The sequence below is a fragment of the Thauera sp. K11 genome (genome assembly GCF_002354895.1).
GTDB classification, from domain to species: domain Bacteria; phylum Pseudomonadota; class Gammaproteobacteria; order Burkholderiales; family Rhodocyclaceae; genus Thauera; species Thauera sinica.
Window position 1 is genome coordinate 4613564 of sequence record NZ_CP023439.1, and the last position, 23040, is coordinate 4636603.

Consider the following 23040-nt stretch of genomic DNA (forward strand, 5'->3'; position numbering starts at 1 on the left):
CATGATCCCGCGCAAAGCTCTGCCCAAGGTACCGACGACCCCCGCGGACCCGCCGGCCCGGACCCCCACCGCGGCCATGCCGGCCGTGCCCGAGTACATGTGCTCGGCCCCCGCCCCGGCGCGCAGCCCGCTGGACCTGAAGTTCCACGCCGCACTCGCGCGCGCCAGCATGTCGGTGTCGCCGATGTCGCAACTGCTGGCCATGATCGACTGGGCGGGCCACCTCGCGGGCTCGCCGGGCAAGCGGCTGGAGCTGACGAACCTCGCCCTGCAACACGCCCGCCGCATCGTCGAATACCTCGGCGAACTCGCGCTCGCCACGCCGTGCGCCCCGGCCTCGCGCTGCGTCGATCCGGTGGCGCAGGACCGGCGCTTTGCCGCGGAGGAATGGAACCTCTGGCCCTTCAACCTCATGCACCAGTCCTTCCTGCTCACCGAGAACTGGTGGCAGGCGGCGACCACCTGCGTCGCCGGCGTATCCAAGCACCACGAACACGTCGTGTCCTTCGCCGCGCGCCAGTTGCTCGACGTGTTCTCGCCGGGCAACTACCTGGCGACCAACCCCGTCGTGCTGCGCCGCACCTTCGAGACGGGCGGCTTCAACCTGCTGCACGGCGCCTTCAATGCGGCCGAAGACCTGCAGCGCCTGGCCGCCGGCGAGCCCCCGGCCGGCACCGAGAACTTCGTCGTCGGCCGCGACGTCGCGCTGACGCCCGGCAAGGTCGTGCTGCGCACCCAGTTGATGGAGCTGATCCAGTACTCGCCCACCACCGAACGGGTCTATCCCGAACCCGTCCTGATCGTGCCGGCGTGGATCATGAAGTACTACATCCTCGATCTGTCTCCCCACAATTCGCTGGTGAAGTACCTCGTCGGCCAGGGCCACACCGTGTTCTGCATCTCGTGGAAGAACCCCGGCCCGGCCGAGCGCGACATGGGCATGGACGACTACCTCCGGCTCGGCTTCTTCGCCGCGCTCGACGCGGTCAATGCCATCGTGCCCGGCCGCAAGGTGCATGCCGCCGGCTATTGCCTGGGCGGCACCCTGCTGGCGATCGCCAACGCCGCGATGGCGCGCGACGCCGACGACCGGCTGGCGACGATGACGATGTTCACCGCGCAGACCGACTTCACCGAGCCGGGCGAACTGGCGCTGTTCATCGACGAGAGCGAGGTGAGCCTGCTCGAGGCGCAGATGGAGGAAGTCGGCTACCTGACGGCCGGCCAGATGGCGGGCGCCTTCCAGTTGCTGCGCTCGTACGACCTGCTGTGGTCGCGCATCGTCGGTGAATACCTGATGGGCGAACGCGCGCCGATGAACGACCTCATGGCCTGGAACGCCGACGCCACCCGCATGCCCGCGCGCATGCACAGCCAGTACCTGCGCCAGCTCTTCCTCAACGACGCGCTCAGCGAGGGCCGCTACCGGGTGGACGACAGGCCGGTGGCGCTGTCCGACATCGATACGCCGGTCTTCTGCGTCGCCACACTGACCGACCACGTCGCACCGTGGCGCTCGGTGCACAAGCTGCACTACCTGACCCCGGTCGAGATCCACTTCGTGCTGACCAAGGGTGGCCACAACGCCGGCATCGTCAGCGAACCGGGGCGGCCGCGGCGCGACTACCAGTCCATGACGCGCGAAGAAGGCGGCAACTACATCCCGCCCGACGACTGGCTCGCCCTCGCGCCGCGCCAGGAAGGCTCGTGGTGGCCGGAATGGTCGGCATGGCTGACGGCGCGCTCGGGCACACCGTCCGCTCCGCCGGCGAGCGGCGCGCCGGAGCGCGGCTACCCGCTGCTGGGCGACGCGCCGGGCAGCTACGTGCTGGAGAAGTAGGGAGGCCGCCGATGGCCGGCACGCGCGCCCGTACGGCCGCAGGCCGGCCATCGGCGGCCTCGCCGTTTCCGGATCGGTCCGGCTGCCGCCGAGTCCGGCGGAACGGACGATGACCGCAGGAGTTTCGGGCATGACCTTCGACACCCCGCCCGCCGCCTTCGCCGGCGCGAGCGATACCGCCACCGGCTACGACGATCTCTTCGGCGCCATCGGCCTGCACGACCTGGTCCCCGCCTCGCTCGCAGCCTGGCGGCCGCTACTGGCCGAGGCGCTGGCCTTCTTCCTCGAGCGCCTGCCCGAAGAACGCCTCGCGGCCCTGCTCGCCGAACAGTTCGCCGCCGCCGACGCTCCCGCCGCGGCGCGTGCCGCCGCGCTGCTCGCGCACTGCCCCACGCTGCACAAGCTGGGACAGGTCGTGGCCCGCCACCACGAACTCGATCCCGAACTGCGCCGGCACCTGCAGCAACTGGAATCCATGCCGTCGACACTGCCCGTCGCTCCGCTCGTGCAGCGCATCCGGGCGCAGTCCGGCACCGGCGCGCGGCTGCAGATCGCCGACGCCGCACTCGCCGAAGGCAGCGTCGCCGTCGTGCTGCCCTTCGCCTGGTGGGAGGACGGCCGGCTGCGCGACGGCGTGTTCAAGGTCCTCAAGCCCCGGGTCGCCGAACACCTGGCGCAGGAACTCGCGGTACTGCCCGCGCTCGCCGCCTTCCTCGCCGCGCGCGGCGCCCGGCTCGGCCTGCCCGCCATCGATTACCACGGCCACCTGGCCAGCGTGCAGCGCCTGCTGACGCAGGAGATCCGGCTCGACGTCGAGCAGGCCAACATGCGTGCCGCCGCCGCCCTGCTGGCGGACGATGGCGCCGTGTTCGTGCCCCGGCTGCTGCCCTGGTGCAGCGCCGGCGTCACCGCGATGGAGCGCGTACATGGCGGCCGCGTGAACGACGCGGCGCTACCCGCGGCGCGGCGCCGCATGCTCGGCCACGAGATGGTCGGCGCCCTGCTGGCGCGGCCGTTCTGGTCGCAGGCCGACCCGGCGATCTTCCACGGCGACCTGCACGGCGGCAATCTGCTGCTGGCCGACGATGGCCGTCTCGCGGTACTCGACTGGAGCCTCACCGCCCGCCTCGCCAAGGCCGAGCGCGAGGCGGTCGTCGCCATCGCGCTCGGCGCGATGGCCTTGGACGAAAAGCAGATCCGCGACGGCCTGGCGCGGCTGGGCATGCGCGATGCAGGCTGCCCGCAAGCGGAACGCACGGTGGCGCAGGCCCTCGACGCGCTGGTGCGCAGCGCGCGGCCCGTCGGTTTCGACTGGCTGGTGGGGCTGCTCGACCGGCTGGCGCTGCAGGGAGCCACCGGTTTCGGCGCGGAACTCGCGGTCTTCCGCAAGAGCTGGCTGTCGCTCGCCGGCGTGCTGCGCGACCTCGACACCGGCCCCGCCGCCGACCTGCCGCTGGTGAGCATCGGACTGCAGCGATTCTTCGCCGAAATGCCGGCGCGCATGCTTTCACGCGCCGACTCGCGCGCCTTCTCGACGCATGTATCGACCGCCGATCTCATCGCGCTCGCCGGCGCAGCCTGGCCCGCCGGCATGCGTTATTGGTCGCGTCTGCTGGGGAACGCGTGATGCGCCGGGATCACCCGCCGTGCCCCGCTTCCGGTTCGGCCCGGCGCCCCGTGCGGCACGGCCCGGCGACACCGGCCCGATACCGCCGCGGCGCCGGGGCAGCGACTGCGCGAGGCCCGAAGACATGCGCAGGCTGACCGCCGGACTCCGGCGCGAGACCTGCTTCCACGAGGCCGGCCACGCGGTGGCATTCGCGCTCGGCGGCATACCGGTACTCAAGCTGGCGGTGGCGCCAGAGGGCGCCGACGGCTGGCGCACCGACATCCGCACCGGACGCTGCTGCACCGACCTGTGGGGCCTGTGCGAAAAGGCCGATCTCGTCTTTCCCCGCCCTTTCCTGCGCTGGCTGGGCAGCGAGGGCGCCCTGCACCCGGATGGCAGGGGCTTCGAAGCGGTGCTGGACACGCCGGTCGGCCAGGCGCAGCTCGAAGGCTTCTCGGCCGCGCATCGCCGCGAGATCCGCGCCCACGCCGCCGGCCTGCTGGGCGGCCCCGTCGCCGAGCGGATCCACAGCGGCGAGAAAGGGGACCTGCACGGCCGGACCGACCTCGGCGACGTCGCCCGGGCGGCGGCACTGTGCCGCCTGCTCACCGAACGCGACGCCTTCGCCGGCGCGCTGGCGCAGGCGGAGGAAGCCCTGCGCCGGCCCGGCGTGTGGGATCACGTCGCCCGGCTCGCGGCGGTGCTGGAACGCGAGGGCGAGATCCGCGACGGGTTGCGCACCCTGCTGCCGGCGGCGATCCCGCACTGGCCGGCGGCGGGCGCGGCGCGTCGGTCGATGCCGCCGCCTCAGGTATAGCCGATCCAGCGCCCCAGCCCCATCGCCACGATCCAGGCCGCCAGCGACACCACGGCGGCCACACGCACGTGCAGCGGAGGCCGCGCGGGCCAGCGCGCCGGATTCCCCGCCCGCCGGCGCAGGCTCAGCGCATTGGCCGTTCCCACCGCCACGCAGGCCATCTTCACCACGAACACCGGCGACTCCATGTATTCGGTGGCGCGCGTGATGAACAGCAGCCCGCCGAACACGACCGCCAGCGCAAGCCCGCAGGCGGCGGTCCGTCCCAGCACCGACCACAGCGGCACCAGGGGCTGGCCGCGCCAAGCGCCGAGCAGCCGCAGGTCGAGCGGCACGATGGCGCCCAGCAGCAGCGCGATGCCGAGCAGATGCCCCGCATTGACCAGCGGATAGAGCCAGGCCGACCGGCTGAGCGCGCGCGCCAGCGGCAGCGCCTCGAGGGCGGCAAACCAGGATTCGACCACGTCGGCCGGCGCCCGCGGCCCTAGGAGCGGCGGTCGGGATAGAGATCGTGGCGCTTGCCGTCGATCGTCAGCCACTCCGCCTTCATCAGGCGCTCGCCGGGCCTCGCCGAACGGTGGCCGTGCACCGTCACGCTGCGGCCGACGGCGAACATGTCGTCGGTGAGGCCGGCACGCTCGTTGCGCCACGGCTGCCCGACTTCGACCACCCAGCGCTCTCCTTTCACGTCGAGGGTGATCTCGCCGTGCGGATTGCCCAGCCGCACCGCGACGATGACGCCGGTCAGTTCGAATTCCTCGTCGCTGGCCCAGGCCCAGCCGTGATGCGCCTGCGCCTGCAGGGCGATCGACAGCAGCGGAACCATGAACAGCAGCATGAACCAGCGCACGCGATGCAGGAACGGATTCATGATGGATCTCCTCGGCGAACGTCGCCTGTCGATAGACCGTGGTGTGCGCCGCGAGTGCCCATCGGGGCAGGCCGGCCCGTCAGCGCATCTTCGACGGCAGCCGGATCGTCTCGCCCGCCAGCATGAAGGCGCCGTAGCCGCGATGGTGCAGGGTGGGGTGATCGGCGAGTTCCGGATCGGTCCACGCGGCAAGCACCTCGAGCACGAAGAGGTCGTAGCGCGGCACCAGCGAGCGGTCCGTCACCCGGCATTCGAGGCTGGCGAAGCACTGCGCGATGAGCGGCGCGCGGACGCGGGAGGCGGGCTGCGGCGTGAGGCCGAAGGCGGCGAACTTGTCGGTGTTGCGGCCGGAAGTATTGCCGCAGCCGGCCACGGCATCCGCGATCCGCGCCGTCGGGATGTTGATCGCGCATTCGCCGGTGGCATCCAGCGCGGCAAAACTGTGGTTGCGGCTGCTGACCACGCAGCCGACGAGCGGCGGCTCGAACTCGAGCATCGTCTGCCACGACAGGGTCATGACGTTGGGCACGCCGGCGCTGCTCGTCGTCAGCAGCACCACCGGGCCGGGCTCGAGCAGCGAATACACCTCGGCCAGCGGGAGCGGGATCTTGGCCACGGCTGCATCCTCCGTCCTGCGGCTGGGCGGGCATCGCAACCGGCGGCGATGGCGCCACTACGGGTGGAAAGAAACGAACCCGGCAAGACGGGCCGGCGGACCGGAACCCGCCCGCCGGCCGCGATCGGCAAGGCCGATCGCTCCGGTACGGCAGATCAGGCGCTTGCCGTCTTCAGGATGCCGTTGAGCGTCGCGCTCGGGCGCATCACCGCCTTGCACTTCTCGGAATCGGCCTTGTAGTAGCCGCCGATGTCGGCCGGCCTGCCCTGCACCTCGGACAGTTCGGCGACGATCTTCTGCTCGTTCTCGGCCAGGGTGCCGGCCAGCGGGGCGAAGTGCGCCGCCAGTCCGGCGTCCTCGGTCTGCGCGGCGAGGGCCTGGGCCCAGAACGTCGCCAGGTAGAACTGGCTGCCGCGGTTGTCGAGCAGGCCGGTCTTGGGCGAGGGCGACTTGTTCTCGTCGAGCAGCTTGCCGGTGGCCTCGTCCAGCGTCCGGGCGAGGATCTTGGCCCTGGCGTTGCCGGTCTTGATGCCGAGGTCTTCCAGCGACACCGCCAGCGCGAGGAACTCGCCCAGCGAATCCCAACGCAGGTGGTTTTCCTGCGTGAGCTGCTGCACGTGCTTGGGCGCCGAACCGCCGGCGCCGGTCTCGTACATGCCGCCGCCGGCCATCAGCGGCACGATGGACAGCATCTTGGCCGAGGTGCCCAGTTCCATGATCGGGAACAGGTCGGTCAGGTAGTCGCGCAGGATGTTGCCGGTCACCGAAATGGTGTCCAGGCCGCGGATCACGCGCTCCAGCGTGTAACGCATCGCACGCACCTGCGACATGATCTGGATGTCCAGGCCGGCCGTGTCGTGATCCTTCAGGTAGGTCTGCACCTTCTTGATCAGCTCGTTCTCGTGCGGACGGTACGGGTCCAGCCAGAACACCGTCGGCATGCCGGAGTTGCGCGCGCGGGCGACGGCGAGCTTGACCCAGTCGCGGACCGGCGCGTCCTTGACCTGGCACATGCGCCAGATGTCGCCTTCCTCGACGTCCTGCGACAGCAGCACTTCGCCGGTGGCCAGATCGGTGATGTTGGCGACGCCGGCCTCGGGGATCTCGAAGGTCTTGTCGTGCGAGCCGTACTCCTCGGCCTTCTGCGCCATCAGGCCGACGTTCGGCACCGTGCCCATCGTGCGCGGGTCGAAATTGCCGTGCCATTTGCAGAAGTTGATCATCTCCTGGTAGATGCGGGCGAAGGTCGATTCCGGCATCACGGCCTTGCAGTCGTACTGCTTGCCGTCGGCGCCCCACATCTTGCCGCCGGCGCGGATCATCGCCGGCATCGACGCGTCGACGATGACGTCGTTGGGCGAATGGAAGTTGGTGATGCCCTTGGCCGAATCCACCATCGCCAGCGCAGGGCGGTGCTCCTGGCAGGCGTGCAGGTCGCGGATGATCTCGTCGCGCTTGGATTCCGGCAGGGTCTTGATCTTCTCGTACAGGTCGACCATGCCGTTGTTGACGTTGATGCCCAGTTCGTCGAACAGCTTGCCGTGCTTCTCGAAGGCTTCCCTGTAGTAGATCTTCACGCAGTGGCCGAAGACGATGGGGTGCGAGACCTTCATCATCGTCGCCTTCACGTGCAGCGAGAACAGGATGCCGGCCTCGCGGCAGTCCTCGAGTTCCTTCTCGTAGAACTCGCACAGCGCCTTCTTGCTCATGAACATCGAGTCGATGATCTCGCCGTCCAGCAGCGCGACCTTCGGCTTGAGCACGATGGTCTTGCCCGACCGGGTGATCAACTCCATCTTGACGTCGCGCGCGCGGTCGAGCGTCAGCGACTTCTCGCCGTGGTAGAAGTCGCCGCCGTGCATGTGCGAAACGTGGGTCTGCGACCACGGCTTCCACTCGCCCATCGAGTGCGGATGCTTCTTCGCGAAGTTCTTGACCGCGGCCGGCGCGCGGCGGTCGGAGTTGCCTTCGCGCAGCACCGGATTCACCGCCGAACCCAGGCACTTGCCGTAGCGGGTCCGGATCGCCTTTTCCTCTTCGGTCTTCGGGTCTTCCGGATAGTCGGGAATGGCGTAGCCCTTGGCCTGGAGTTCCTTGATGCAGGCTTTCAACTGCGCGACCGAGGCGCTGATGTTGGGCAGCTTGATGATGTTGGTGTCCGGCTCGAGCGTCTTGCGGCCGAGTTCGGCGAGCGTGTCCGGCACGCGCTGCTCCTCGGCGAGGTACTCGGGAAATTCCGCCAGCACGCGGGCCGACACCGAGATGTCGACCTTCTCGATGTCAACGCCCGCGGGACCGGTGAAGGTCCGGATGATGGGCAGGAACGCGCACGTCGCCAGCAGCGGCGCCTCGTCGGTGAGCGTGTAGATGATCTTGGATTTCCCGGCAACCATTGTTTCCCCTCGGTTCTGGTCTTGTAGTAGCGACTCGGTGGCGACGCGTATTATCGCCCAAGCGCGATGCACGGCCACGCGCTCTTGCGGTCGCCCGGAACATACCACGCCATACCAGGCATCGGGGCTGCCGCAGCGAAACCCGTGCGGCCGGCGACCCGGCCCAGGAGATCCGGCGCGGGCCGGTGGCAGCCGCGGCGAGGGCGGCCGGTATCGACTGAAGAATGGTGCCTTGGGCGAGACTCGAACTCGCACGGCTTTCGCCACTACCCCCTCAAGATAGCGTGTCTACCAATTTCACCACCAAGGCTTCGGCACCCGGCCGGCGCGACCGGCGTTGCGCCGGGGCCATCGTGCGTCGGAGACGCTGCGGGTGCGAAAGGGCGCGGATTATAGCCTCGCAGATGCGGCGCCCGTCAAGATGAGGACGCGCCGCGCCGCCATGGGGCCGGCGGCCGGCCTGCACCGGCCGGCCCAACGCGGCTTTGCCGCTAGCGGCTCCAGCGCCCGCGCCCGCCGTTCTTGGCCCGGTACATGGCGCGGTCGGCCGCATTGACCAGGCTCTCGGCCGAATCCCCGTCGGCCGGAAAGCAGGCGATGCCGACGCTGCAGCCCACCAGCAGCCGGCGGTCCTCGACGAAGAACGGCTGCGACAACTGCGCCACCACTTCCGCCGCGGCGCGCTCGCTGCCTGCAGCGCAGTCCTCGCCCTGCATGGCGGCGACGAACTCGTCGCCGCCGATGCGTGCCACCGTGTCCTCGTCGCGGAACACCCCCTGCAGGCGGCGCGCCACCTGGCGCAGCAGCAGGTCGCCCACGTCGTGGCCGAATTCGTCGTTCACCGGCTTGAAACGGTCCAGATCGATGAACAGCACGGCCACGCCCGAGCGCTGGCGCCGCGCGTGCCGCAGCATGCTCTCGAGGCGATCGGTCAGCAGGGCGCGGTTGGGCAGGCCGGTGAGGCGGTCGAAGTTGGCCTGGCGCCAGATCTCGTCGTCCCTGCGCCGACGCTCCGTCACGTCGGTGATCAGGGCGACGCGATGCCTGACGGCGCCGTTGGCATCGCGCAGCGACGAAATCACCGCGTGCCCGGTATAGCCTTCGCCGCCCGGGCGCACGCCGTCGAAGTCCCCTTCCCAATGCCCCGAACCCGACGGATCCGACAGCTCGGTCATGACGTGGTCCAGCGTGCGGCCGTTCGACAGCATCGAAACCGGGCGCTGCATCACCTCGCTGCGCCCGAAGCCGGTGATCGCCGAGAAGGCCGGGTTGACGCTGACGATGCGATTCTCCGCATCCAGCACGACCAGCCCCTCGGCCATGTGCTCGAGCAGGCTCCGGTAGTGCTCCTCGCGCTCCCCGAGGCGTTGCACCGCGCGCTCGTAGCGCCTGAGCGCGATCAGCAGCGCGGCGATGACGAACACGAACAGGCCGGACGAGACCACGCCCGACATCACGGTCCGGCTCCTGAGCGCGCGGATGGGCTCGAGCGCCGGTTCCAGCGCGATGCCGGACAGCATCACCAGCCCCGAGGACAGCCGCGTCCAGCCGTACATGCGCAGCACGCCGTCCAGCGAAGCGTGGGCGACGTAGTGCCCCTCCCGGCGCTCGGGATACAGCCGGTATTCGCGCTCGGCGGGGGCCTGCTTGCCCAGATGCTCGTTGCCGTCGAGCGTGCGCAGCAGCACGTGGCCGTCGCCATCGAGCAGGGTCAGGGTGTCGAGCGGGTGCACCCCGAAGCGCAGCAGCTTGCGCGACCACACCTCGGGCGAGACGGCGAGGGCCACCACGCCGTCGAAACGTCCGTTGCGGCGCATGGCGCGGACGAGCTGGATGGACCACTTCCTGGTCAGCCGCCCGATGACCGGCCTGCTGATGAAGAGGCGGTCGTCGTCGGAAGCCGCCAGCGCGCGGAAGTACTCCCGGTCGCCGAGGAAATTCCGCGGGGCCTCGCCCAGCGACGAATAGGCGAGGTAGCCGTCGCTGCCGACCACGAAAGCCTGCAGCAGCAGATCCGACGACATCGCGGCAGTGACGATGCGCCCCTGCACCGGGAACCGGGCAGCCGACTCCAGGCCCCCCAACTGCAGCATCCTCAGCGCGACGTCGAAGCGGCCGATCGCGCCTTCCACGGCCTCGCCCGCGGCGCGCGCCTGGATGATCGCCTGGATGCGCAGCCGCTCCATCGCATCCCGCTCCGCCTCGCGCAGGCCGGTCACCGTGTCGTACCAGCCGACGGCGAGGGCGAAGGCGCTGACGACGACGATGGCCACACGAATCGCGCGCAGGGGCTGCTGCATCTGCCGGTGAAAGATCCGAGTGAGCAAAGACGCCTGCCGATTCCGGTTAGTCTCGGGTAGATCCGGCCCCGCGCGGGACCGGCGCACCATCCTTGGCCGGCCAAGCGCCGGAATCCGCGATGCTACACCGCGCCGCCGTCACGCTGCATGACACTCCATCTACATCAGTTGCAGGGCGCGCAGCAGCGTGATGCCCAGTGCGGTGCCGAGGATGGAACCCAGCGTGGTGAGCGCGACGATGTTGGCCGCCAGCGCCGCATTGCCGCCCATGGCCCGCACCATGGCATAACTGGCGGCGGCGGTCGGCGCAGAGGACATCAGCAGCAGCACGCCCAGTTCGATGCCGCGAAAGCCCGCCGCGATACCGCCGAGCGTGAAGAGGAGCGGCATGCCCACCAGCTTGCTGCCGCTCGCCAGCAGCGCGCTGCGCAGTTCCAGCCGCAGGCTGCGGAAATCCAGTGATGCGCCGGTGCACAGCAGCGCCAGCGGAAGGGTCATGTCGGCGCAGTATTCCACCGACTGCAGCGCGACCGGCGGCAGGGGCAGTTGCAGCCACGACACCGGCAGCGCCAGCAGGATGCCGATGATGAGCGGATTGGTGGCGATGCCCTTCGCCATGCGCCGGACCCCCTGGCTGCGATGCAGCGAGCGGCTGAGCGTGACCACCGACAGCACGTTGAAGAGGATCGTGACCAGGCCGACGTACAGCGATGCCGCCACCAGGCCGGCCTCGCCGTAGGCATTCACCATGTAGGCCAGGCCGATGATGCCCATGTTCGAACGGAACGCCCCCTGCACCATCACGCCGCGGTCCTGCTCCGGATGCACGTAGCGCGACGCCAGCCATTCGAGCACCACGAAGGCGACCAGCGTCGTCGCCAGGCCGAAGGCGATCAGCGGCAGGTTCGCCGTTTCGCCGATCCGCGTCCTGGCGATGCTCAGGAACAGCAGCGAGGGAAGGCCAATCGTAAAAACGAGTTTCGAACCGCTGTCGACGAAACCGTTGCTGAGCATGCCCGTGCGGCGCAGGGCGACGCCGAGCGCCAGAATCACGAAGATCGGCCCGGTGACCGACAGTGAGAACCCCAGAATCGCCAGAAATCCCGACATCCGCGCAATCGTCCCGCAAGCTGATGCAAAGGCAGGACTCTATGCCGCGGTAGGGGACCAGACAATTGCGGCAGATACGGGGCCGCGCCGCGGGCGACATACGAGGAAACAAAGCCGCCATGGCCGGCGGGAGCTTTCGTACCGGGCACGTACTCACACTTCCGGCAACCAGGGGAACGCGAACCGTTCCTGCCCGACCGGTGAAACGATGGACGAGGAGAACACCATGAACACGCGCAAGCTCATTCCTGCCCTGATGATCGCCGCCGCCTCGCTTGGCGCGACCGGCTGCGCCACCTGGGACCACATGTCCTCGCGCGAGAAGAGCGCCGCCGCCGGTGCCGCGGTCGGCGGCGTGGCGGGGGCGGTGATCACCGACGGCGGCATCCTCGGCACGGTCGGCGGTGCCGCGATCGGCGGCGTGATCGGCGACCAGGTCGGCAAGGACCGCAACCGCCGCCGCTGATCTGCCGTTTCCCGGCGCGGCCGGGTACGCGCCGATGCGATTGCCACACCGGAGAACCCCGCCCCGCGCGGGGTTCTCCGCTTTCGGCGCGGTCCGGCGCCGGCACGGGTCGAATGAATTCCTGCAAAACAATTTTCTTGAATCCGGACAGGCTGCCGGTTAAAGTGGCAAAAAAAATACATCTTTAAGACACGGCCGCGCGGCGAAGCACTCCGCCGCTGCCGTGTCCGCCACGGCACGCCCCATGTCAGAGCCTTCCAAACCACAGCGCGTCATCCCCATCCAGCCGCTCTACGCCGCCGAGCCCAAGGTCTATCCGCGCAGCGTGCAGGGGCTTTTCCAGCGCTGGCGCTGGGTCTTCGTCTGGCTGACCCAGCTCGTCTTCTACGGTCTGTGCTGGCTGCCGTGGAACGGCCGCCAGGCCGTGCTCTTCGATCTCGATGCGCGCCGCTTCTACGTGTTCGACTTCGTGCTGTGGCCGCAGGACACGATCTATCTCGCGGTGCTGCTCGTACTGTCGGCGCTCGCGCTGTTCCTGTTCACCACCGTGGCCGGGCGGCTGTGGTGCGGCTACACCTGTCCGCAGACGGTCTACACGGAAATCTTCCTGTGGATAGAGAGGAAGGTCGAAGGCGACCGCCCGAAGCGCATCAAGCTCGACGCCGCTCCGTGGTCGGCAGGCAAGCTCGCCACCAAGGGCACCAAGCACCTGCTGTGGTTCCTCGTGTCGCTGTGGACCGGCTTCACCTTCGTCGGCTATTTCACCCCGATCCGCGAACTCGCGCAGGCGGTCCTCGCCCTGTCGCCGGGCGGCTGGGAAACCTTCTGGATACTGTTCTACGCCGGCGCCACCTACGGCAACGCGGGCTTCATGCGCGAGCAGATGTGCAAGTACATCTGTCCGTACGCGCAGTTCCAGTTCGTGATGTTCGATCCCGACACACTGATCGTCGCCTACGACGAGAAGCGCGGCGAACCGCGCGGCGGCCGCTCGAAGAAGACCGACGCCGGCGGGAAGGGGCTGGGCGACTGCATCGACTGCAGCATCTGCGTGCAGGTCTGTCCCACCGGCATCGACATCCGCGACGGCCTGCAACTGGAGTGCATCGGCTGTGCCGCCTGCATCGACGCCTGCGACCAGGTCATGGACAAGATGGACTATCCGCGCGGCCTGATCCGCTACTCGACCGAGAACGCGGTCAAGCAGCAGTTCGCGCGCGCGGCCATCCTGCGCCGCACCGTGCGGCCGCGGGTGCTGGTCTACAGCGCGGTCTTCCTGCTGCTGCTGGGCGCCACCGCGTGGTCGCTGGCGACCCGCGTGCCGCTGAAGGTCGACGTGCAGCGCGACCGCGCCGCGCTCGCCACCGAGACCGCCGACGGCGCGATCGAGAACACCTTCCGCCTGCAACTGATCAACGCCAGCGAGCAGTCGCGCACCTACCGGATCGGCGTCGCCGGCCTGGACGGCATCCACCTCGCCCAGCCGGTGGAAGTCCGCGTGGCGGCCGCGGCGGCCGCCTCCGCCACGGCGCAGGTCAGGGTGGAACCCGGATCGGCGGCGTCGGGACCGCATCCGGTCCGTTTCACCGTATCCGACGCCGCCGACCCCTCGGTCACGGTCAGCGAAGAAGCCAAGTTCTGGATCCCCTGAGCAACCCGGAGGCAGGCATGCAAGACGACACCCTGGCGGCAGCAGCGCTCGCGGAACGCATCCTCGACCAGATGGCCGAGGCCCTCGTCTATTCCGACCGCGACGGCATCATCCGGCGCTGGAACCGGGGCGCGGAGCAGCTCTTCGGCTTCAGCGCGGCCGAGGCGCTCGGCCGGAGCCTGGACCTGATCATCCCCGAGAGTCTGCGCGAGGCTCACTGGCGCGGCTTCGACGCCGCGGTGCAAAGCGGCCGCACCCGCCTCAACGGCCGCCCCACGCTGACGCGCGCGCTGCACCGCGCCGGGCACAGGCTGTACGTCGAGATGAGCTTCGCGCTCGTCGCCGATGCGGAGTCGGTGCTGGGTTCCGTCGCGGTGGCGCGCGACGTCACCGAGAAGGTGGAGCGCGAAAAGGCCGCCCAGCAGGCATCGCGCTGAACGGAGGGGGCGGGGCGGACCGGCCCGCCTGGCGGCACCGTCGCCCGGCGCCTTCCTGCGCGCCGCGGCATCTCGCTAATCACTTGATATAATTGCGCTTGTCCCGCCTCGCCCGGCCCCGGGCTGGCGGCTTTTCTTTTTGCTGACGAGCGCTGATGACCACCACTCCCTTCCCGCCCGAACTGCTGCGCGACGTCGAAAAGCGCCGCACCTTCGCCATCATCTCCCACCCCGACGCCGGCAAGACCACGCTGACCGAAAAGCTGCTGCTGTTCGGCGGCGCGATCCAGCTCGCCGGCACGGTGAAGGCGCGCAAATCCGCCCGCCACGCCACCTCGGACTGGATGGAGGTCGAAAAGCAGCGCGGCATCTCGGTGACCAGCTCGGTGATGCAGTTCGAATACCAGGGCCACACCATCAACCTGCTCGACACCCCGGGCCACGAGGATTTCTCGGAAGACACCTACCGCGTGCTGACCGCGGTCGATGCCGCGGTGATGGTGATCGACGCCGCCAAGGGCGTGGAAGCGCAGACGATCAAGCTGCTCAACGTCTGCCGCCTGCGCAGCACGCCCATCATCACCTTCGTGAACAAGCTCGACCGCGAAGTGCGCGAACCCTTCGACCTGCTCGCCGAGATCGAGGACGTGCTCAAGATCACCTGCGCACCGGTGACCTGGCCGCTGGGCATGGGCAAAGCCTTCCGCGGCGTATATCACCTGCTGCAGCACCAAGTGCTGACCTTCACCCCCGGCGAGGAGCGCCGCACCGACGGCGAGATCATCAAGGGCTTGGACAACCCCGGACTGGATGCGCGCTTCCCGCTGGAAATCGGCCAGTTGCGCGAGGACGTCGAACTCATCGACGGCGCGTCGCCGCCGTTCGACCTCGACGACTTCCTCGCCGGGCAGCAGACGCCGGTGTTCTTCGGCTCCGGCATCAACAACTTCGGCGTGCAGGAGATCCTGCAGGCCCTGCTCGACTGGGCGCCGCCGCCGCAGGTGCGCGATGCCGGCGTGCGCATGGTGCAGCCGGCCGAACCGGCCTTTTCCGGCTTCGTGTTCAAGATCCAGGCCAACATGGACCCGAAGCACCGCGACCGCATCGCCTTCTTCCGCATCTGCTCCGGCCGCTACAGCTCCGGCATGAAGGTGAAGCACGTGCGCGCGGGCCGCGACATGAAGCTCGCCAACGCGCTGACCTTCATGGCCAACGAGCGCGTGATCATGGAAGACGGCGTCGCCGGCGACATCATCGGCATCCACAACCACGGCCAGTTGCAGATCGGCGATACGCTCACCGAAGGCGAGAACCTCGGCTTCAAGGGCATCCCCTATTTCTCGCCGGAACTGTTCCGCGCCGCGCGTCTGCGCGACCCGCTCAAGTCCAAGCAGCTGCAGAAGGGCCTGCAGGAGCTGGGCGAAGAGGGCGCCATCCAGGTCTTCGAACTCGAGGGCGGGCAGATGCTGCTCGGCGCCGTCGGCGTGCTGCAGTTCGAGATCGTCGCCCAGCGCCTGAAGGACGAATACAAGGTGGATGCGATCTTCGAGCCCGCCGACATCCACACCGCGCGCTGGCTCACCTTCCCCGACGACCTCACGCGCCGCAACTTCGAACGCGAGCAGGCGCTGCGCCTGGGCAAGGACGTCGACGGCAACCCGGTGTACCTCGCCACCAGCCGCTACAACCTCGAGGTGACGATGGAGAAATGGCCCAAGGTGGCCTTCCATGCCACCCGCGAGCACGGCCAGGTCCTCGTCTGACCCTGACGGCCGCCTGCGGCCGCTGCGGGCCATCCGCGGCACCCGCCTCAGGCGGCCGTTTCCACCTGGCAAGCCTGCCGATCGTCAGGCATCGCCGCGGCCGAAGCGCGGGGGACAAGCTGTGATGCCGTGGTGGCAGCATTTGTGGACAAGGACGGTTTCGGGCACCGGGCGGATTTTCATCAACAATCCCTCCCCTCGCTCCGGGGCATCTTGTCCACCACTTTCCGCATGCCTCAAGTCCCTGTTCCGGAAGGCGAAAACCACGTTATCCACAAAAAGCGGGCGTACATTATCTTTATATTCTTTTTATTATCAAGAATCTGTGTACACCCAGAAGCATGCCCCTGCGACAGGCGCCGGGGCATGCCTGCCGATCAGAACGGCGGATCGTAGGCGGGCGCCGTATCGGTCTGCGCCGAGGATGCCGGGGCACCGGCCGCTGCAGGCTGGGCAGTCACCGCCGCCGCCTCGGCACGGATCTCGCCGCCCAGGGCCTCGACGACGGCCGGCAGCAGCTTCGCCAGTTCCCCGGTCATCAGCGCGAATTCCGCGTTGAACAGTGCTTCCTTGTCCTGCTGCTCGCCGTCGATCTGGTCGCGCACGACGTCGAGGAAGTCCAGCCGCTTGATCTCCAGCTTCTCGGTCAGCACGAAGCTGATGCGGTCGTCGAAGGTCAGCGCCAGGCGCGTCGGCAGCTTGCCCGCTTCCAGATGGCCCTTCACCTCGTCGCCTTCGAGCGGATGGCGCACATAGCGCACCACCGCCTTGTCCTCGGTGACCGAGCGCAGTTCGCAATCCTGGTCGATGGTGAAGCCGGCCGGCGCTTCGTTGCCAGCGAGCCAGTCGGCCATCGCCGACATCGGCGACTTCTCGGTGCGCAGCAGCGTCAGCGGGAAGCCGTCGAGGGTGTGGCGCAGTTGCTCGAGCACGTCCTCGGCCTTGCTCTGGCTGGCCGCATCGACCACCAGCCAGCCATCGGCCGGATCGATCCACGCATGCAGGCGGCGGCGGCGGGTGAAGGCGCGCGGCATCAGCTCCTGCGTGACGTGCTCGCGCAACTCCTTCATCTGCTTGCGGCCGAGCCTGTAGCCCTGCTGCTCGGCCAGTTCCTCCGCGCGCTCGTCGGCTTCCTGCTTGACCACTGCGGACGGCAGCAGGCGGTGCTCGAAGCCGAGCGCGATCAGCCACTGGCGGCCGACCGCATGCACCAGCACGTCGTTGCCGAGCGGCGACAGCCAGCCGCGGCTTTCCATGTCCTGGCTGCCGCAGGGGTGGAAGGGCTTCTTCGCGAGCTGTTCCTCCAGGCGTTCGGGCGTCATGTCCCAGTTGGCGGGCAGGCGATAGATCTGCAGATTCTTGAACCACATGGAGCGTGTTTTCCTCGTCGTGAACGAATGCGCGCCCGCCGTGGTCGCGGCGGGCGCCGGGTGAAGTCGGGATTACTGCTGCAATCCGCCGGATTCGGCGATCATGCGGATCACGCGCACGGTGTCGATGTCGGACTGGTGGTAGGCCGAACGCACGAAGCCGGCGTACTGCCCGTCTTCGCTGCCGGCGCCTTCCGGCAGGGTGGTCTGGTACTGGAAGCGCAGGAACAGCGCGCCCTGCTGCGGTTCCTCGATGGTGATCCTGAGACTGCCGCCGGCGTGTTCCTCGTTGGCCTCGGACTCGAAGCAGATCCAGTCCAGCGTACGGAAGGTCACCCGGTCGCGGATCACCGCGCCGCCGAAATGCAGGTCGCGCAGCAGATGCCCGTCGCTGCGCTCGACGATGCGGCAGGCGTCCAGCCCCGGCAGGAAGGCACGGGCATCTTCCGCCCGGCACAGCAGGCCGAACCACAGTTCCTCCCGGGTCAGCGGCGCCTGCAGCGGGTTGGCGAGGTCGTTCACCTCGATCAGGTGTTCGAATTTCAAGCATTTTTCTCCTGAACAGGCGAGGGCGCAGTTTACCGCGACCCGGGATACCATGCGGCCATGCAACTCGAACGCCTGCTCCATGCCCAGGGTTTCGGCAGCCGCAAGGAATGTCGTGCCCTCATCCATGCCGGTTTCGTCAGCGTCGCCGGCACCCTTTGTGACAATCCCGCCACCGACTTCGATCCCGGCAGCACGGATGGCGCGCCGGGCCTCGCCTTCGAAGTCGATGGCGAACCCTGGCGCTTTCGCGCGCGGGCCTACCTGATGCTGCACAAGCCGGCGGGCTACGAGTGCTCGCACAAGCCGACCTTCCATCCTTCGGTGTTCCGCCTGCTGCCCGACCCGCTGCCGAACCGCGGCGTGCAGTGCGTCGGCCGGCTGGACCAGGACACGACCGGCCTGCTGCTGCTGTCGGACGACGGCCAGTTCATCCATCGCTGGAGTTCGGGCAAGAAGCGCACGCCCAAGCTGTACGAGCTGACGCTGGCCGACCCGATCGACGATGCCGCCGTGCAGCGGCTGCTCGACGGCGTGCAACTCGACGACGAGCCGGCACCGGTCGCTGCGCTGGCCTGCGAACGGACCGCGGAGCTTTCCCTGCGGCTGACGGTGGGCGAGGGCAAGTATCACCAGGTCAAGCGCATGATCGGCGCCGTCGGCAACCGGGTGGTCGCCCTGCATCGCAGCCGGGTGGGCGGCCTGACCCTCGACCCCGATCTCGAGCCGGGTGAATGGCGCTGGCTCGAACCCGCCGACTTCGAGGCGCTTTCCAGCTCCGACTGAACTCAGGGAATCCCGCTCGAGCGGGATTTTTTTCGGGAGGGAAAACGTGTTCGCTGCCGAGGAGGCAGCCCTGTCCGCGGGTCCGGGTTTCGTTTTTCTGTTTTTCTTTTTATTTAAAAGATAAAGATGTAAACAGTGCCCCGCAAACTGTGGATAACTTCACCATGCCCAACAGCCATGCCGTTTTGCCGCAAGGACAACCCGGTTGATGGAGGCTGTGATTCCTGTGCACCGAATGTCCATGCTTTTTCCCGTTTCCCGAGAAAAGGCGCTTGTCCACAAGCTTTCAAGCCTGAATCTGCAGATTTGTCCAACACTGCTATCCAAATGAAAAAAGCTTCGATGCCGTTTCCCGCCCGGTGGGAGATCTTTTGCCAGGTTGTGGATAACTTTGGGGATATCGGCGTGTGCTGGCGGCTGGCGCGGGATCTGGCGCAGAACCACGGCTGCCGCGTCCGCCTGTGGGTGGACGACTGGCCGTCCTTCGTCCGCCTGTGTCCGGCAGCCTCCGGGGCAGACCCGGAACGGGGTTTCGAGCACCGGGGCGTCGAGGTGAGGCGCTGGGCGGAGCCGTTTGCGGAGGTGGAACCGGCGGACGTGGTGATCGAAGCCTTCGCCTGCGAGATTCCCGAAACGCATCTGCAGGCGATGGCCGCCCGCGCGGTCAGGCCGGTGTGGATCAACCTCGAATATCTTTCGGCCGAGGCATGGGTGGGCGGCTGCCATGCGATGGCTTCGCCGCATCCGCGCCTGCCGCTGGTGAAGCATTTCTTCTTTCCCGGCTTCGACGATCGCACCGGCGGCCTGCTGCGTGAGCCCGGCCTGCTGGCCGAGCGCGACGCCTTCCGCCGCGAGCCCGGCGGCCGCGCGCGGTGGCTGGCCGGGCACGGCCTGTCCGCGTTGCCCGCCGATGCGCTGCTGCTGTCCCTGTTCGCCTACGAGCAGCCCGATCTGCCCTCGCTCATGCAGGCATGGCGAAGCGGCGGCCGGCCGGTGGTGGCGCTGGTGCCCGAAGGCCGGGTGCTGGCCGACGTGGCGCGCGGCCTGGGGCGGGACGGGCTGGCCGCCGGCGACCGCGTGCGGGACGGGCGGCTCGAGGTGGTCGTGCTGCCTTTCACCGACCAGCCCGGCTACGATCGCCTGCTGTGGAGCTGCGACCTGAACTTCGTGCGCGGCGAGGATTCCTTCGTCCGCGCGCAGTGGGCGGGCAGGCCCTTCGTGTGGCAGATCTATCCCCAGCACGAACAGGGCGGCGTGCATCGCGACAAGCTCGACGCCTTCCTGGCGCGCTACGAGGCGGGGCTGCCGGACGAGGCGGCGCTGGCGCTGCGCGCGTTCTGGCTGGCGTGGAACGAGGAGCGCGGGCTGGCCGGAACGTGGCACGCCTTCGCCGCCGTGCTGCCCGCGCTGGAGGCGCATGCCGCGGCGTGGTGCGGCGGACTGGCGGGGCAGGCGGATCTGTCGACCCGCTTGACAGAATTCTGTTTCGACATTCTGCCGCCGGCGGGGTAGAATCCCGCGCCTAAATTTTTCAAGGACATGCGGCATTCGCCGCGCCTTTCATCTTCCAGGAAACCGCATGAAAACCGCTCAGGAACTCCGCTCGGGCAACGTCATCATGGTCGGCAGCGACCCGCTGGTGGTGCAGAAAGCCGAATACAACAAGTCCGGCCGCAACGCCGCGGTCGTCAAGATGAAGTTCAAGAACCTGCTGACCGGCGCACCGTCCGAGTCGGTGTACAAGGCCGACGACAAGTTCGAGGTCGTGGTGCTCGACCACAAGGAAGTGACCTACTCCTACTTCGCCGACCCGATGTACGTGTTCATGGACACCGAGTACAACCAGTTCGAGGTCGAATCCGAGAACATGACCGATGCGCTGAAGTACCTCGAGGACGGCATGGTCTGCGAGGTGGTGTTCTACAACGGCAAGGCGATCTCGGTCGAACTGCCGAACAGCGTGGTGCGCGAGGTCGTCTATACCGAACCCGCCGTCAAGGGCGACACCTCGGGCAAGGTCCTGAAGCCGGCCAAGATCAACACCGGCTTCGAGCTGCAGGTGCCGGCCTTCGTCGAGATCGGCGACAAGATCGAGATCGACACCCGCACCGACGAATACCGCAACCGCGTCAAGTGACGGGGTTCGGCCCGGCGTCGTGAGAAAGGCCCTGCGGGGCCTTTTGCTTGTGCGGGCAGTCGTCGCGCAGCAGGTGGCCGAGTGTCAGCCCAGCCTGTTCTTGAGTCGGGCCATGAGATCCATTCGTTCATGCAGGATGGCCACGACGGTGTAGCGGACAATGCCGCGCAAATCGGCGGCAGCGCCCCGGGTAAGGGCATAGGGGCGCCTCACCCCGTGCGCCCACCGCGCAGCAGATCGTTCGCAATGTCGGTGATGCTGCCTTCCACGACTTCGCCGCGCCGGGCTTCGGCAAGGCGCTCTGCAAGCAGTGTCTTCAGTTCCTGCATTGCCTGTTCATCCTGTGAGGCGGCGGGGAAAAGGCGTTCGAGCGCATATTGCTTGATGGTCTTGCCCTCCAGCGCGGCCATGGCCTTGAGGGCTTGATGCTGCTGCTCCGTTACGTCGATGGTCAGGCGACTCATGATCGTTCTCCAAGGTGGATGGCTGGATGTCCAGTTTTCCACAAATGTGGGTTTGTGGGAAAGTAGGGCGTCTTGCCGGAACCCTGGAAAAGGTATCGGGCTGTGCCAGGTGCCCGACATCGCACTGCCGCGGGACGTGTCGAACATCGAGGAAACGTTCCACCGCAGCGGCCACATCAGCGGCCGGAATGCGGGGCTCACTCGCCGGGGCTGCGCCAGACCGCGGCGAATGCCTTCAGCTTGTTCCAGGCCGACAGGCGCTCGTCCGACACCGCGTCGAGGAAGTCCGACAGGCGCTTCGATTTCACCATCGTGTAGATCGTCAGTGCGGTGGAGACCGCGAACACCACGGCGAAATAGGCCAGCCGCTCGGCCAGCGGCGAATTCGCCTCGGCCAGCAGGTTCATGCCGAGGAAACCGGTGGTGATGGTGCCGATGAGGCCGAAGATCGTCACCACGGTCAGCCGCACCACGGTATTGGCCTGGCGGCGCAGGCCGTCGGCGTCCAGGTAGCCGTTCATGTCGGCGGTGCGCTCCTTGACTTCGGCATACAGCGGATCGATCTGCAGATGCTCCGTGGTCATGCGGAACAGGGCGCGCGTCTGCGCCTGCTCGGCGATGTCGTGGAACCAGTAGCGGTGGGTGAAGCGCAGGAAGCCCTCGAAGCTGGCGCGGATCGCGCGCTTGAAGCGCCGCACGCTGGCCGGGTCGCTGACCCGCAACTGCTTGAGCGCTTCGACCAGCCGTTCCGAGAAGGTCAGCAGCGCCGCCTTCTGGAAGTGGGCGATCAGGAAGAGCAGGAAATGCTGGTGGCGGAACTGCGCCAGCACGCCGCGCAGGCGGTCGGTGAAGAAAGCCGAGCGCGCATCGCCGACCACCACCAGCGCGTGGCCGCTGCACAGGTAGCGGGTGTGGGGCGCGGCGCCGCCGGCGCCCCAGAAGCGGTCGTAGCAGTAGCGGCGTTCGAAGTCGGCCAGATGGGGTTCGCCGTAGGGTAGCGCACTGCCGCCGGCATGCTCGGCCGCGGGTCCGGCGCCGGTCACCAGGCCCAGGCGGATGAAGTCGCTGCGCGTCAGCGCCAGCGGATCGTCGATCGCCAGGTAGGCGGCGAGCGGCATGCGGTGGTACTCGATCTGGCGATAGCGCAGCGCGCCTCCTTCCTCGGCGTGGGCGCTTGCCAGCGGACGCAGCAGGAAGGCCCAGTGCGCCGCGATGCGCGGCGAGCGGTGGCGGCTGACGTGGGTCATGAAAGCTTGCCGGTCGTGCGCGTCGGTGCGCGCCAGCACGCTGCCGTCGGCGGCGAGCCATTCGGACACCGCCAGGCTGTGCAGCGCGAATCCGTCCTCGTCCCAGCCCGACGGATAGGCGCGGCCGATGCGGTACATCAGCTCCTGCACCCGCGACAGCGGCATGTCGCCGCCCTTGACCTCGACGTTGAGGATCACCACGTCGACGTCGAAGAAGAAGTACAGATGCACATGCACCACGTCCAGCGTCACCGCTTCGTCGTGTTCGCGCGCGGCGATGCGCAGCCGGGCGATGTCGCGGCGCCTGAACACGCGCATCGGCGGCCCCGCGTCGTCCTCGCCGCCAGCCTGGGAGCGGCCCTCGCCGTACAGGAACTGCTGCACGTAGGGCAGGAAGGTGACGAATTCGCTGTAGTGGCGCTCCTCGAAGGTGCTGCCCTCACGTTCGATGTCGTGTTCGACCTCGTGCCACGGCGACGCCCCGCCCATGTCCCGCAGCACCTGCCACGGCCGCTGCTGCGGCCCCGCCGCGCCGGGCACCGGCAGCAGGCGCAGCGGCCACAGCAGGGCGAGGCGGAAGTGTTTCACCATCGGCTCGTCGACGGATTCGCCCATGG

20 protein-coding genes and 1 tRNA gene are annotated in these 23040 nt (G+C 68.2%); 10 read left to right on the forward strand and 11 right to left on the reverse strand.

All coding sequences use genetic code 11. The annotated features are described in order from the left end of the window. Position 1 precedes the first annotated feature (1 nt). The 3 genes from CCZ27_RS20210 (at position 2) to CCZ27_RS20220 (ending at position 4266) form a co-directional block, all read left to right on the forward strand. On the forward strand, positions 2–1840 hold the full coding sequence (locus tag CCZ27_RS20210; protein ID WP_332460885.1) for a PHA/PHB synthase family protein: 1839 nt from the start codon (positions 2–4) through the stop codon (positions 1838–1840). Positions 1841–1970: 130 nt separating this feature from the next. Continuing rightward, positions 1971–3467 (forward strand): AarF/UbiB family protein, encoded by a 1497-nt coding sequence (locus tag CCZ27_RS20215; RefSeq protein WP_096451204.1) that lies wholly within the window; start codon positions 1971–1973, stop codon positions 3465–3467. A gap of 124 nt (positions 3468–3591) precedes the next feature. Then, positions 3592–4266, forward strand: a complete 675-nt coding sequence (locus CCZ27_RS20220; protein WP_096451206.1) for a hypothetical protein — start codon at positions 3592–3594, stop codon at positions 4264–4266. On the opposite strand, the gene CCZ27_RS20225 is transcribed toward CCZ27_RS20220, so the two are convergent. The 7 genes from CCZ27_RS20225 to CCZ27_RS20255 all read right to left on the reverse strand — a co-directional run bounded on the left by CCZ27_RS20225 (position 4257) and on the right by CCZ27_RS20255 (position 11556). Then, entirely contained in the window at positions 4257–4730 is a 474-nt protein-coding gene (locus CCZ27_RS20225; RefSeq protein ID WP_096451208.1) for a hypothetical protein, read from the reverse strand. The two genes, CCZ27_RS20220 and CCZ27_RS20225, sit on opposite strands and share 10 nt — an antisense overlap. A gap of 20 nt (positions 4731–4750) precedes the next feature. After that, positions 4751–5137: a DUF6152 family protein gene (locus tag CCZ27_RS20230; protein ID WP_232516479.1), complete on the reverse strand. Its 387-nt coding sequence runs from the start codon at positions 5135–5137 to the stop codon at positions 4751–4753. Positions 5138–5216: 79 nt separating this feature from the next. After that, positions 5217–5753, reverse strand: coding sequence for a flavin reductase family protein (locus tag CCZ27_RS20235; RefSeq protein ID WP_096451210.1), 537 nt, complete (start codon positions 5751–5753; stop codon positions 5217–5219). Positions 5754–5908: 155 nt separating this feature from the next. Next, positions 5909–8146, reverse strand: coding sequence for an NADP-dependent isocitrate dehydrogenase (locus CCZ27_RS20240; protein WP_096451212.1), 2238 nt, complete (start codon positions 8144–8146; stop codon positions 5909–5911). Between the two features lie 225 nt (positions 8147–8371). Then, positions 8372–8456 (reverse strand) — tRNA-Leu (locus tag CCZ27_RS20245). 181 nt (positions 8457–8637) lie between these two features. After that, positions 8638–10446, reverse strand: a complete 1809-nt coding sequence (locus CCZ27_RS20250; protein WP_198363207.1) for a bifunctional diguanylate cyclase/phosphodiesterase — start codon at positions 10444–10446, stop codon at positions 8638–8640. A 159-nt stretch (positions 10447–10605) separates the two neighbouring features. Further along, the gene (locus CCZ27_RS20255) at positions 10606–11556 is read right to left on the reverse strand and encodes an AEC family transporter (protein ID WP_096451216.1); all 951 of its coding nucleotides are present in this window, start codon (positions 11554–11556) and stop codon (positions 10606–10608) included. A gap of 226 nt (positions 11557–11782) precedes the next feature. Between CCZ27_RS20255 and CCZ27_RS20260 the strand changes: the two genes are divergently transcribed. From CCZ27_RS20260 to CCZ27_RS20275, 4 genes are all read left to right on the forward strand, one after another. Then, positions 11783–12022 (forward strand): YMGG-like glycine zipper-containing protein, encoded by a 240-nt coding sequence (locus tag CCZ27_RS20260; RefSeq protein ID WP_096452828.1) that lies wholly within the window; start codon positions 11783–11785, stop codon positions 12020–12022. Positions 12023–12266: 244 nt separating this feature from the next. Next, positions 12267–13673, forward strand: coding sequence for a cytochrome c oxidase accessory protein CcoG (ccoG, locus tag CCZ27_RS20265; protein ID WP_096451218.1), 1407 nt, complete (start codon positions 12267–12269; stop codon positions 13671–13673). Between the two features lie 17 nt (positions 13674–13690). Continuing rightward, positions 13691–14110, forward strand: a complete 420-nt coding sequence (locus CCZ27_RS20270) for a PAS domain S-box protein (protein WP_096451220.1) — start codon at positions 13691–13693, stop codon at positions 14108–14110. Between the two features lie 155 nt (positions 14111–14265). Continuing rightward, positions 14266–15873: a peptide chain release factor 3 gene (locus tag CCZ27_RS20275; protein ID WP_096451222.1), complete on the forward strand. Its 1608-nt coding sequence runs from the start codon at positions 14266–14268 to the stop codon at positions 15871–15873. A 377-nt stretch (positions 15874–16250) separates the two neighbouring features. Here the strand turns inward: CCZ27_RS20275 and CCZ27_RS20280 are convergent, their stop codons facing one another. Both CCZ27_RS20280 and CCZ27_RS20285 read right to left on the reverse strand, forming a co-directional pair. Continuing rightward, positions 16251–17243 (reverse strand): recombination-associated protein RdgC, encoded by a 993-nt coding sequence (locus tag CCZ27_RS20280; protein WP_096451224.1) that lies wholly within the window; start codon positions 17241–17243, stop codon positions 16251–16253. Positions 17244–17315: 72 nt separating this feature from the next. After that, on the reverse strand, positions 17316–17789 hold the full coding sequence (locus CCZ27_RS20285) for an SRPBCC family protein (RefSeq protein ID WP_096451226.1): 474 nt from the start codon (positions 17787–17789) through the stop codon (positions 17316–17318). A 60-nt stretch (positions 17790–17849) separates the two neighbouring features. Here CCZ27_RS20285 and CCZ27_RS20290 point away from each other — a divergent pair, with 60 nt between their 5' ends. From CCZ27_RS20290 to efp, 3 genes are all read left to right on the forward strand, one after another. Next, positions 17850–18575 (forward strand): pseudouridine synthase, encoded by a 726-nt coding sequence (locus tag CCZ27_RS20290; protein ID WP_096451228.1) that lies wholly within the window; start codon positions 17850–17852, stop codon positions 18573–18575. Positions 18576–18917: 342 nt separating this feature from the next. Beyond that, positions 18918–20087 carry an elongation factor P maturation arginine rhamnosyltransferase EarP gene (earP, locus tag CCZ27_RS20295; protein ID WP_385961078.1) on the forward strand — a complete coding sequence of 390 codons (1170 nt, stop codon included), beginning with the start codon at positions 18918–18920 and terminating at the stop codon, positions 20085–20087. A gap of 67 nt (positions 20088–20154) precedes the next feature. Then, entirely contained in the window at positions 20155–20712 is a 558-nt protein-coding gene (gene efp, locus CCZ27_RS20300) for an elongation factor P (RefSeq protein ID WP_096451232.1), read from the forward strand. Positions 20713–20921: 209 nt separating this feature from the next. Here the strand turns inward: efp and CCZ27_RS20305 are convergent, their stop codons facing one another. Further along, complete coding sequence (locus CCZ27_RS20305; protein ID WP_096451234.1) at positions 20922–21176, reverse strand: type II TA system antitoxin, ParD family; 255 nt, start codon at positions 21174–21176, stop codon at positions 20922–20924. A 197-nt stretch (positions 21177–21373) separates the two neighbouring features. Then, positions 21374–23038 carry a magnesium transporter CorA family protein gene (locus CCZ27_RS20310; RefSeq protein ID WP_096451236.1) on the reverse strand — a complete coding sequence of 555 codons (1665 nt, stop codon included), beginning with the start codon at positions 23036–23038 and terminating at the stop codon, positions 21374–21376. Between the last annotated feature and the right edge of the window lie 2 nt (positions 23039–23040).